The 10,904-nt window shown below is 69.9% G+C and carries 11 protein-coding genes and 1 pseudogene; 4 read left to right on the plus strand and 8 right to left on the minus strand.

Going from position 1 to position 10,904, the window contains the following annotated elements:
* Positions 1-163 (plus strand): annotated as a pseudogene (locus tag MZTS_RS25315) (competence/damage-inducible protein A); the annotation flags it as partial.
* A gap of 183 nt (positions 164-346) precedes the next feature.
* Here MZTS_RS25315 and MZTS_RS18430 read toward each other — a convergent pair.
* Positions 347-1,978: an inorganic phosphate transporter gene (locus MZTS_RS18430; RefSeq protein ID WP_192284953.1), complete on the minus strand. Its 1,632-nt coding sequence runs from the start codon at positions 1,976-1,978 to the stop codon at positions 347-349.
* 320 nt (positions 1,979-2,298) lie between these two features.
* Between MZTS_RS18430 and MZTS_RS18435 the strand changes: the two genes are divergently transcribed.
* Positions 2,299-3,150: a formate/nitrite transporter family protein gene (locus MZTS_RS18435; RefSeq protein ID WP_009867095.1), complete on the plus strand. Its 852-nt coding sequence runs from the start codon at positions 2,299-2,301 to the stop codon at positions 3,148-3,150.
* 2 nt (positions 3,151-3,152) lie between these two features.
* Here the strand turns inward: MZTS_RS18435 and MZTS_RS18440 are convergent, their stop codons facing one another.
* The 3 genes from MZTS_RS18440 to apaG are packed head-to-tail and all read right to left on the minus strand — an operon-like array spanning position 3,153 to position 5,648.
* Positions 3,153-4,073, minus strand: a complete 921-nt coding sequence (locus tag MZTS_RS18440; protein WP_192284954.1) for a bestrophin family protein — start codon at positions 4,071-4,073, stop codon at positions 3,153-3,155.
* Positions 4,074-4,083: 10 nt separating this feature from the next.
* Positions 4,084-5,259 carry an acetylornithine deacetylase gene (argE, locus tag MZTS_RS18445; RefSeq protein ID WP_192284955.1) on the minus strand — a complete coding sequence of 392 codons (1,176 nt, stop codon included), beginning with the start codon at positions 5,257-5,259 and terminating at the stop codon, positions 4,084-4,086.
* The gene (gene apaG / locus MZTS_RS18450) at positions 5,256-5,648 is read right to left on the minus strand and encodes a Co2+/Mg2+ efflux protein ApaG (protein ID WP_009867092.1); all 393 of its coding nucleotides are present in this window, start codon (positions 5,646-5,648) and stop codon (positions 5,256-5,258) included. Before apaG ends, argE begins: the two co-directional genes overlap by 4 nt.
* A gap of 137 nt (positions 5,649-5,785) precedes the next feature.
* On the opposite strand from apaG, the gene MZTS_RS18455 reads away from it, so the two are divergent.
* Entirely contained in the window at positions 5,786-6,259 is a 474-nt protein-coding gene (locus tag MZTS_RS18455; RefSeq protein WP_192284956.1) for a hypothetical protein, read from the plus strand.
* Positions 6,256-7,380, plus strand: a complete 1,125-nt coding sequence (locus tag MZTS_RS18460; protein WP_192284957.1) for a 2'-deoxycytidine 5'-triphosphate deaminase — start codon at positions 6,256-6,258, stop codon at positions 7,378-7,380. Before MZTS_RS18455 ends, MZTS_RS18460 begins: the two co-directional genes overlap by 4 nt.
* Before the next feature lie 17 nt (positions 7,381-7,397).
* Here MZTS_RS18460 and MZTS_RS18465 read toward each other — a convergent pair whose 3' ends face one another.
* From MZTS_RS18465 to MZTS_RS18480, 4 genes are all read right to left on the minus strand, one after another.
* Positions 7,398-7,757 carry a hypothetical protein gene (locus tag MZTS_RS18465; RefSeq protein WP_192284958.1) on the minus strand — a complete coding sequence of 120 codons (360 nt, stop codon included), beginning with the start codon at positions 7,755-7,757 and terminating at the stop codon, positions 7,398-7,400.
* Positions 7,758-7,989: 232 nt separating this feature from the next.
* On the minus strand, positions 7,990-8,790 hold the full coding sequence (locus MZTS_RS18470) for an ABC transporter ATP-binding protein (protein ID WP_009864416.1): 801 nt from the start codon (positions 8,788-8,790) through the stop codon (positions 7,990-7,992).
* Entirely contained in the window at positions 8,787-10,160 is a 1,374-nt protein-coding gene (locus MZTS_RS18475; RefSeq protein ID WP_192284959.1) for an ABC transporter substrate-binding protein, read from the minus strand. The genes MZTS_RS18470 and MZTS_RS18475 overlap by 4 nt, the downstream gene beginning before the upstream one ends.
* Positions 10,161-10,191: 31 nt before the next feature.
* Positions 10,192-10,904: branched-chain amino acid ABC transporter permease (locus MZTS_RS18480; protein WP_192284960.1), on the minus strand; the 713-nt coding region annotated here is incomplete at its 5' end.

The following is a 10,904-nucleotide window of genomic DNA, read 5'->3' on the forward strand; positions in this document are numbered from 1 at the left end:
CGCCGCGATCGCGGCGGCGCATGGAGCGGTTTCGATCGGGTCCTATCCGTCGATGACGCCGGAGGGGTTCCGCAATCGCATCGTCGTGCGCGGCCGGGACGGGGCGGCCGTGGCCGCCGCCCGGGCGGAGGTGGACGCGCTTCTGGCAACGCTGCGGTCTTAAGGCGCCTTCCGACGAGGAGGGTACCGGCTCGTCGAGAGCGAATGCGTCACAACGAGAACCGAGAGACGTGATCCGTCCCCAACGCGGTCGGGAACGGCTCCGTTTCTTCACCCTCGAAGGGTGGCTTCCGGCTTTCCGCAAGCCGTTGGCCCGCCTCGCGGGGAGGCGGGCCGGCGCTCCGCCTCAGAACACGTGGCGCAGGAGGAAGAACAGCGTCCCGGCGATGAGGATCGCCGCCGGCAGGGTGGTGATCCAGGCCAAAGCCATGTTGCGCACGGTGGCCAGTTGCAGGCCGGAGCCGTTGGCCGCCATCGTGCCGGCCACACCCGAGGACAGGATGTGGGTGGTCGAGACCGGCAGGCCGTAGACCTCGGCGAGGCCGATGGTCCCGGCGGCGACCATCTCGGCCGAGGCGCCCTGGGCGTAGGTGAGGTGGGTCTTGCCGATCTTCTCGCCCACGGTGACGACGATCCGCTTCCAGCCGACCATGGTGCCGAGACCCAGCGCCAGGGCCACGCAGACCTTCACCCAGTCCGGGATGTAGCGGGTGCCGGCATTGAGGAGGTCGGTATAGCCCTTCAGGGTCTCGGCCTCTTCCTTCGAGAAGCTCGCACCGGATTTCGGCAGGAGCCGGATCGCGTCGGAGGCGAGATACATGTCGTTGCGCAGGTTCGGCGTCGCGGCCGCCGGCACCAGCCGCAGGGCGCCGTAATTCTCGACCGACCGGGCGATATCCGTCGAGAGGGCGCCCAGCGCTCCGAACACCTCGGGCTTGTCGAGGTCCTTGGCCTTCAGCGCGTCGCCGACCGTCTTCCGCGCCTGCGCCGCATCGGGCTGCGCCGCCCCGGCGGCGTGGTCCGCGAACACGGCGCCTGCCGCCCGCGACGATTGCACGAAGGCGGGGGTCTCGGCCTCCGTCATCGTCCGGTTGAGGGCATAGGCGGTCGGCGCGGCGCCGATCAGGATCAGCATGATCAGGCCCATGCCCTTCTGGCCGTCATTGCCGCCGTGGAAGAAGGAGACGAGCGTGCAGGTCAGGATCAGCAGGCCGCGGATCCAGAGCGGGGGCGGCGTCTCGCCCTTGGGCGCCTCGTAGAGATCCTTCCGGCGCACCGTGAATTTGAGGGCGAGCAGCAGCAGGGCGGCGAGCACGAAGCCGCAGATCGGGCTGAAGGCGAGCGCCTTGAACACGCCGAAAGCCTGGTTCCAGTCCACGCCCGAGGTGCCCTCGTGGGAGCCCATGAGCTGGTTGGCGAGGCCGACGCCGAGCACCGAGCCGATCAGCGCGTGCGAGGACGAGTTCGGCAGACCGAAGGCCCAGGTGCCCAGGTTCCAGATGATGGCGGCCAGGAGCAGGGCGAAGATCATGGCGTAGCCGGCGCCCGAGCCGACTTGAAGGATCAGCTCCACGGGCAGCAGGGTGACGATGGCGTAGGCCACCGCGCCGGAGGACAGCATCACGCCGAGGAAGTTGAAGGCGCCCGACCAGATCACCGCGACGAGCGGCGGCATCGAGTGGGTGTAGATCACGGTGGCGACCGCATTGGCGGTGTCGTGGAAGCCGTTCACGAACTCGAAGCCCAGGGCGATCAGCAGCGCGAGGGCCAGCAGGGCGAAGGCGCCGAGGGCCAGCGGCGCCTCGTTCACGGCGCTGATGTCGGAATGAAGGTTGAAGGCGGCGTAGCCGATCCCGGCGGCGAGCACGAGCAGGAAGGCGATGACGCCGCCCGGATGGATCGTGGGTTCGAGCTTGGGTCGTCCTTTATGGGACGATGTGTCGAGGGGCCGCGCTGGAGCCAGGACCGCGTCTGACATGGAGGGTGTCTCGAAGGAAAGTTGGCCTCCGCGGCCTTAGGATGTCGGCATGACGCCTCGGTGACTGCCGGCCCGTATCCACAGTCGGGCCGATCCCGGTTTGCCATCCGTGAGTGACGTTCGATGGGAAGGGCACGTGCGGCCGGCCGTGCCGGAGGTGGCGACGGCCCGGGTCTCTGTGGTCCGGCCACCGGTTTTGGAACGAGGCTCTGCGTTCCCGCGCGGTTCGCCTCGGGGCTGCGCAACAAATTTCCGCGCTGAGGGAGCGTGCAAGCGGCACCGTACGTTGCCCTGCGACGAGTCGACCGTCGAGGGCCTGCATGTCCGAGGACCACCGCACCCACGGTGCTCACACCAAGGAGAAGGACGACGCGCAGGTCGAGAAGGCGCATCGCCCGGACGCGCTGATCCTGCATGAGATCATCCGGCGCGAGGGGGAGGAGGAGATGCAGCGCACCGCGCTGGCCCTCTCGCTCTCGGCCTTCGCCGCCGGGCTGACCATGGGCTTCTCGCTGATCGTGCCCGGCGTGCTGAAGGGGCATCTGCCGCATGAGCCCTGGGCCGAACTCGTCATGAGCGCGGGTTACTCGATCGGCTTCCTCATCGTGGTGCTCGGGCGCCAGCAGCTCTTCACCGAGAACACCGTGACACCGATCCTGCCGCTGTTGACTGAAAGGACCGGCGCGGCGCTCCTGCGCGTGGCGCGGCTCTGGGCCATCGTGCTCGTCGCCAACATCCTGGCGACCCTGCTGATCGCCACGGTGCTGGCCCATACCGACGCCTTCAAGCCGGAGGTGCGGGCGGCCTTCGCCGAGATCAGCCACCACACCATCGAGGACCCGTTCTGGACCACCGTCATCAAGGCGGTGTTCGCGGGCTGGCTGATCGCGCTGATGGTCTGGATCCTGCCGGCCACCGGCTCGGCGGCGCCGTTCATCATCCTGCTGATGACCTCGCTCGTCTCGATGTGCGGCCTTGCCCACATCGTCGCCGGCTCGGTGGATGCGTTCTACCTCGTCGCCATCGGACAGATCGACGTCGCAACGTATTTCACCGGCTTCTTCGTGCCGACGCTGATCGGCAACGTGGTCGGCGGCGTGACGCTGGTCTCGGTGCTCAATTTCGGCCAGGTCGCGCCGGACATCAATGACCAGCCCCGCGTCGAAACCTGATCCTAGCGCAGCATGAAGCGTTCGGCCTTCGGCGCCTCCGGCCCCGCCTCACCGAGCGCGTCGAGGATCGCGGCATCGACCGTGTGCAGCAGGGCGTCGAGGGGCAGGTCGTTGGCATCGGTGCCGAACGGCTCTTCCAGCTCGTCGCCCAGCGCGTCGAGGCCGAAGAAGGCGTAGGCCACGAGCGCGGCGACGATCGGGGTCGACCAGCCGAGCGAGCCGGCGAGCCCGAACGGCAGCAGCAGGCAGTAGAGCCAGGCCGTGCGGTAGAGGAGCAGGGTATAGGCGAAGGGCAGCGGCGTGCCGTGAATGCGCTCGCAGGTCGCCTGGATCGCGGAGAGGCTCGCGACCTTGTGCTCCAGCGTTGCGAACAGGATGTCGCTGAGTGTGCCGGCCCGGAGCGCGCCCGCGAGATCCCGGGTCAGATGTGTCAGCACCGCGTCCGCCGGGTTCGGCCGTGCCGGCAGGGAGGCCGCCTCCTCCGCCGGCAACCACGGCGCGGCGGCACCGGCCTCGTCGAGGCCGCGCAGCCGGGCATGCAGCGCGTGGGCGAAGCCGGCGGCCCGGCGCAGGGCACGGCGGCGCAGGGCTTCGTGCTCCGGCTCGGGCAGCAGGCTCGACATCAGCCGGGCGAGGCCGCGCATCTCGACGATCAGGCTGCCCCAGGCCCGGCGCGCCTCCCACCAGCGGTCGTAGCAGGCGCCGTTGCGGAAGCTCAGGAAGATCGACAGCGCCAGGCCGACCAGGGTGAAGGGGCCGATCCCGGCGGTGACCGGAAACCACGCCGCATGCCGCTGCTCCAACGCCACCACGAGGCAGGCGAGGGCGGCGATGGCGATCACCTGCGGCGCCACCTTCGGCAGGATCGAGCCGCGCAGGGCGAACAGGATGGTGAGCAGGCCGGGCCGCGGGCGGACGATCATGGGGCGCGTGTCAGTCCGTGCAGGCCTCGACCAGACGGCGCAGGAAGGCCTCGCCCCGAGCCAGCTCGTCCAGGGTGATGAATTCGTCCGGCTGGTGCGCCTGATCGATCGAGCCTGGCCCGCAGACGACGGTGGGAAGGCCGGCCCGCTGGAAGCGCCCGGCCTCCGTGGCGTAGGGGACGGTGATCGTGGCGTTGCGCCCGGCGAGCCGCAGGGCGAGCCGCTCCGCCTCCGAGCCGGGATCGGGGGCGAGGCCCGGCACCGAGACCTCCTCGACCGTCTCGATCCGCCCGAATGCGCCGTAGCGGTTGAGCCGCTCCCGAGCCACCCGCTCGCAGGACGCCGCGAACAGGGCCGGGATCTCGGCCATGTCGAGATCGGGCAGGCCCCGGAACTCCCACTGGAAGGTGCAGAGCTTCGGCAGGATGTTGCGGGCGGTGCCGCCCCGGATCACGCCGACATGCACCGAGGTGTGCGGCGGGTCGAACCGGCCGGAGGCGTCGCCGCGGGCGATCATCGCATCGGCGATGCGGTTCAGGTCGGCGATCAGGTCGGCTGCCGCCATCACCGCGTTGGCGCCGAGCCCCGGCTTGGAGGAGTGCGCCTCGTGGCCGTGCACGGTGGTGTCGTAGGTGACGACGCTCTTGTGCGCGTCCGCCACCTGCAGCCCGGTCGGCTCGCCGACGATCACCGCCCCCGGCCGGGGCAGGTCGATGCCGAGCCGGGCCAGGGTATCGAGCACGCCGAGACAGGTGGTCTCCTCGTCGTAGGAGAGCAGGATGTGGATCGGGCGCTTGAGCCCGGCCCGCAGCGCCTCGGGCACCAGGGCCAGCGCCAGGGCATCGAAGCCCTTCATGTCGACGGCGCCGCGGCCATAGGCGCGGCCATCGGCGACGCGCAGGCGGAACGGGTCGGTCGTCCAGGCCTGCCCCGTCACCGGCACCACGTCGGTATGGCCCGAGAGCACCACGCCGCCATCGGTCGGAGGGCCGAGGGTGGCGAACAGGGCGGCCTTGTCGCCCGCCGCGTTCGGCACGCGCACATGCGGCACGCCCCAGCCGTCGAGATAATCGGCGACGAAATCGATGAGCGCGAGGTTCGATTTCGAACTCTCGGTGTCGAAGGCGACGAGGTGCTCCAGCAGTTCCAGCGGCGTGAAGCGGGAGCCGCCTGCCGGGACCGTCAATGGACGACGCGGCGCATATGCGGCGAGTCGAGGGAGAAGGCCGGGATCTCCGCCTCGAAACTCTCGCCGCCGACCGTTGCCATCGTGTAGCTGCCGGCCATCAGCCCGTCCGGCGTGGTGAGCGGGCAACCGCTGGTGTAGCTGAACGACTCTCCGGGCTCCAGAACCGGCTGCTTGCCGACCACGCCGGCGCCGCGCACCTCCTGGCAGGTGCCGCGCCCGTCGATGATCCGCCAGTGGCGCGAGCGCAGCTGCACCTGCTCGCTGCCGTTGTTCACGATCTCGACGGTGTAGGCAAAGAAGTAGCGGCTCTCCCCCGGCGAGGATTCCTCCTCGACGAAGCGGGGCTCCACCGTCACCGTGATGCCGCGCGTCTCGGCCTTGTACATCGCGTGAAAGCATCTCCGTGGACGGCGCGCAGGCCGCGACGCGACATCTGCGTCGCGTCGTGGTACGTGGCCCCCGAAACCTCGTCAATCGCGGGATCATGCGCGGTATCGTGGGGCGAGGGGAAGGCGGAGAAGACGTGCCGAACGCCTCGCATCGGAGCGCCCTGCGGGGATCGCCGTCCGGCCGCCTACCGCTCCTTCCGGGCACCGCCCTCGGCGCCGTCCTGACGCTGGCGCCGGCCCTCCTGTTCGCGTGGCGGGACCCGGTCCCGAACCGCTGGCCCGCCCTGGCTCTCGTCCTCGCGCTCGTCCTCGACGCCGCCGCCCGGATCGCGGCGCGGGCGGTGCGGCAGCGGACCGGTGTGGAGACGGAGTTCCGCGGCCTGCCCTCACCGATGCTGGCGCTCGGGAACGCGACCTGGATCGGCGGAGCGATCATGGCTGTGGGCGCGGGTCTGCGGCCTGATTTGTTCCCCTTGCTCGCCTGCGCGCTCGCTGGCCTCGTGGCCATGGGGGCACTCGCCCGGATCGCGCTCGCGCGGATGGTGATCGTGATCGATGCGGCCGCGCGCGCGGAGGCCGAGGCGAAGGCTGAGGGGACGAGACCATGAATGACGACAGGCCGGCGACATCCGGCGGCATCCTGCCGGCGCAGGCCATCGCGGCGCTGACCGAGCGGGGGGCGATCCGACCCGCCTCCGCCTACGCGCCCGACCAGATCCAGCCGGCCAGCCTCGATCTGCGGCTCGGCGCCCGCGCCTACCGGGTGCGCACGAGCTTCCTGCCCGGCAGCGGGCGCTCGGTCGCGGCCTGCGTCGAGGCATTCTCGCTGCACGAGATCGACCTGACCCGCAGCGCCGTGCTGGAGACGGGCTGCGTCTACATCGCCGAGCTTCAGGAAGCCCTGGCCCTGCCCGAGAGCCTGAGCGCCAGCGCCAACCCGAAAAGCTCGACCGGGCGCATCGACGTGTTCACCCGCGTCATCACCGACCGCGCCAGCGCCTTCGATCAGATCGAGACGGGTTATCGCGGACCGCTCTACGCCGAGATTTCGCCGCGCACCTTCCCGGTGCGGGTGCGGACCGGATCGCGGCTGTCACAGATCCGTTTCCGGCAGGGCGACCCGCGGCTGAAGGAGGCCGACCTCGCCGCGCTCCATGCCCGCGACCCCCTCGTCGATGCCGCCGCCGTCTCGCTTCAGGGCGGCGTCCCGGTCTCGGTCGATCTGGCGGGCTTCGACGGGCTGATCGGCTACCGGGGCAAACGCCATACCGGGTTGATCGACGTGGACCGGCCGCGCGGCCACCGCACCCGCGATTTCTGGGAGCCGCTGCCGGCCGATGGCAGCCGCACGCTGATCCTCGACCCCGGTCAGTTCTACATCCTGGCGTCCAAGGAAGCCGTGCGGGTGCCCGCCGATCACGCGGCGGAGATGGTGCCGTTCGATCCCCTCGTCGGCGAGTTCCGCGTGCATTACGCCGGCTTCTTCGATCCCGGCTTCGGCCTGAGCGAGGCCGGCGGGGCAGGGGCCCGCGCCGTGCTGGAAGTGCGCTCCCGCGACGTGCCGTTCCTGCTGGAGGACGGCCAGATCGTCGGTCGCCTCGTCTACGAGCGGATGCTGGAACGGCCGGCGACCCTCTACGGCACCGGTGCCGGCTCGAACTATCAGGCGCAGGGCCTGAAGCTGTCGAAGCATTTCGGCGGCGAAGCGGACGCCGCGCCCTCAGTTTGAGGGCGCGGCTGCCCCGGTCAGCGGCGGGTGCCGAGGCCGCCGGCGAAGGGATTGGTTTCGTTCCAACCCCGCGAGGCGCCGCCGGGCATGTAAGAAGGTCCGGGCCCATTCGAGGGGGCGACGCCGGGATGGGTGGTGTAGCTCGGGAGCACCCAGCCCCCCGAACCGGTCCTGTATCCGCCGGTCAGATGATTGCCCGGCTTCACCACATCGCAATCCCCTCTTCTGACGGTTGCGAGATGCTCGTCGAGGAAGGATTTGCTGTTATGGTATTTCTTTGAGCCCGCCTTGGCGCGCGGGGCCGAATCCAGAAGATAGTCCCTGTAGTCGGAATAGGTGTCCTTTGCCGACGCTCCGGTTGCCGTGACGAGCATCAAGGCTGCGGCGCATATCGCCTTCATCGGTCTGCCCCACCCATGTTCGTGACCGACCCCGCTCCCGGGTTGCGCGGAAAAATCGGCGCGGCGAGAGCTTGATCTACTCGCTCGACAGTAGGGGCCGAGGACTAAGAAACTGCCTCAGAGATGTGCCCTGATATGGCGATCTCCAATGATCGTTATCGGATCCTTCTGGAAATGCAGATGATGCGGTGCGTCGAGCGTCCCGCCGTCAGGCCGGGCTGAGTTCGGCGGTGCGCGGGGCCTGGGCTGCCCCGAGATAGGACGCCTTGACGTCGTCGCGCTCGCGCAGCTCGGCGGCGCGGCCGCTCAGCACGCTGCGGCCGTTCTCCAGCACCACGGCCCGGTGGGCGTGGCGCAGGGCGAGGCGCACGTTCTGCTCGGCCACCAGCAGAGTCAGGCCCTGGTCGCGGTTGAGGCCGACGAGGATCCGGTAGATGTCCTCGACCACCTTCGGCGCCAGCCCCATGGACGGCTCGTCGAGGATGAGAAGCCGTGGTCGTCCCATCAGGGCCCGGCCGATCGCCGCCATCTGCTGCTCGCCGCCGGACAGCAATCCGGCGGGGTTGCCGCGCTTGGCGGCGAGCCGCGGAAACAGGGCGTAGACGCGGTCGAGGTCGGTCCGCAGGTCGGCCCGGCTCGAACCGCGCCCGAGGCCGCCCGCAATGAGGTTTTCCTCGACGCTCAAGCCACCGAAGCAGTGGCGGCCCTCCAGCACGCCGACAAGTCCGCTGCGGACGAGCACATCCGTGCGGGTGCGCGCGACGTCGAGCCCCGCATAGGTGACGCGGCCGGCGCTGACCTGCCCGCGCATCGCCGGCAGGAGATTGGAGAGCGCCCTCAGCAGGGTGGTCTTGCCGGCGCCGTTGGCGCCGACGAGGGCGACGACCTCGCCCTCGCGCACGGTGAGGTCCGCGCCGACGAGGGCGCGGACGGCTCCGCCATAGACCACCTCCAGCGCTTCGACGCGCAGGAGGGCGGCATCCGGGGCGGCCTCTGTGGACAGGGTCACCGGGCGTCCGCCGAGGCGCGCTTCTCGCTGCCGCCGGCCCGCTCCTCGGCGGCGCAATCGCGCGGGGTGATGCCATGCTCCTTGGCATAGCTGGAGGAGGACGCCTCGATGATCGGGCGCAGGCTCGCCCAGTCGGGCTTGATCCAGTCGGAGACCACCTTCCACTTCCCCCCGTCCCATTGCTGGAAGGTGACGCGGCCCTCGCCCTCGTGGTTGGCGCAGGTGACATTGATCGAGTGGAACAGGCCCTTGGCGCCCAGCTCGGCCACGCGGGCCTCGTCGAGACGCAGATGCTCGAAGCCCCAGCGCACCTCGTCGCCCGTCAGCGTGCGCTTGCCGAAGCGGTCCTGCGCGATGCGCACCGCCTCGACGTTGAGGATGCCGTTGAGCACGCCGAGATTGTGGTAGACGCTGCCGATGCGCTTCTTGTCGGCGAGGTTGCCGGCACCCTTGTCGTAGACGTTGCGCACCACCTCCTGGATCACCGGATACTCGCTGCCCGAAGCCTGCGTGGTGATGGCGACGTAGCCCTTGGCGGCCTCGCCCGCCGGGATCACGTCCTCCTCCGAGTTCGACCAGACATTGCCGACGATGCGGTCGGCCGGGAAGCCGGTCTTCTGCGCGGTCTTGAGCGCCACCGGGTTCATCACGCCCCAGCCGCGCAGCACCACGTAATCCGGCCGCAGGCGGCGGATGGCGAGCCACTGCGATTGCTGCTCGTTGCCGGGATGGGGCACCTCGATCTGCTCGACCTTGAAGCCGTACTTCTTGGCGAGCAGCTCGTAGATCGGGATCGTCTCCTTGCCGTAGGGCGAGCCGTGATAGAGCACGGCGACGGTCTTGCCCTTGAGCTTGTCGAGCCCGCCCTCGCGGGTGGCCAGATATTCGACGATGCCGCTGGTCTCGCTGTAGGGGTTGAGCAGCAGCGGGAAGACGTAGGGGAAGACGCGCCCGTCGGTGGAATCGGTGCGGCCGTGGTTGATGGTGATCAGCGGCACCTTGTCGGCGGTGATGCGGTCGATCATCGCGTAGGCGATGCCCACCGAGAGCGGGTTCCAGGCGGCGATTCCGGGCCGCGATTTGAGCCGCTCGTAGACCTCGACGCCGCGCTCGACCTCGTACTGGGTCTCGCCCTCGCTCCAGGTCAGCTTCACCCCGTTCACGCCGCCGTCGCGGGTATTGATGAGGTTGAGATAATCGATGAAGCCGCCGAAGAAGCCGGTGCCGCCGGCGGCGTAGGGACCGACGCGGTAGCTCTGGAGCGGGAAGTGCTGCTCGTCGGCGCGGGCCGCGTCGGCGAGGGGGCCGGCAGAGACGAAGAGGGCGGCGCCGGCCAACAGGGCGGCGCGGCTGCGGGACTTGAGGCTCATGGTCGTCCTTCGGGTTGGAGCGGAGTGAGGGTCAGGCGGGCCTGCGGGCGAGGCGCCGACCGGCCCGGTCGAGGAGGGCGGCGAGGCCGGCGGGCTCGCGGATCAGCACGGCGACGATCAGGGCGCCGAGCACGATGCGCTGGACCATTTCGAGGGTGCCGGAATCGAAGCCGTCGCCGAGGAGTGTCGCGCCGAGGCGCGACAGCAGCAGGGGCAGCACCACGATGAAGCCCGCGCCGAGGAAGGCGCCGCGCAGGGTGCCGAGGCCGCCGATGATGACGATGAAGAGGATCTGGAACGAACGGTCGAGATTGAACCCGGCCGGCTCGACGGTACGCAGATAGGCGAAGGCCCAGAGCACGCCCGCCACCCCGACCACGAAGGAGGAGAGGGCGAAGGCCAGAAGTTTGGTCCGGGCGATCTTCACCCCGACCACCCGTGCGGCGGTCTCGTGGTCGCGGATCGTCACGAGATCGCGGCCGGTGGGTGAGCGCACCAAGCGCCAGACGACGAGGGTGAGGAGCGCCACGACGGTGAGCGAGAACATGTAGCGCCCGCGCGCATCCTCGAAGGACAGGCCGGCCACGACGAGGCGGGGCGCGTTGATGACCCCGGACGGACTGTCGTTGGAGAACCAGCCGAAGCGGTTCAGGGCCCAGGCGACGAAGAACTGCACCGCGAGCGTCGACACCGCGAGGTAGAAGCCGCGCAGACGCAGGGCCGGCAGGCCGGCGACGAGGCCGG

The organism is Methylorubrum zatmanii (genome assembly GCF_014845115.1).
Taxonomy (GTDB): Bacteria; Pseudomonadota; Alphaproteobacteria; order Rhizobiales; family Beijerinckiaceae; genus Methylobacterium; species Methylobacterium zatmanii.

Coding starts and splice junctions, on each gene's coding strand:
- MZTS_RS18460 (WP_192284957.1), top strand. CDS start 6,256: ATGAATGACGACAGGCCGGCGACATCCGGCGGCATCCTGCCGGCGCAG.
- MZTS_RS18435 (WP_009867095.1), top strand. CDS start 2,299: ATGTCCGAGGACCACCGCACCCACGGTGCTCACACCAAGGAGAAGGAC.
- MZTS_RS18440 (WP_192284954.1), bottom strand. CDS start 4,073: ATGATCGTCCGCCCGCGGCCCGGCCTGCTCACCATCCTGTTCGCCCTG.
- apaG (WP_009867092.1), bottom strand. CDS start 5,648: ATGTACAAGGCCGAGACGCGCGGCATCACGGTGACGGTGGAGCCCCGC.
- MZTS_RS18475 (WP_192284959.1), bottom strand. CDS start 10,160: ATGAGCCTCAAGTCCCGCAGCCGCGCCGCCCTGTTGGCCGGCGCCGCC.
- MZTS_RS18430 (WP_192284953.1), bottom strand. CDS start 1,978: ATGTCAGACGCGGTCCTGGCTCCAGCGCGGCCCCTCGACACATCGTCC.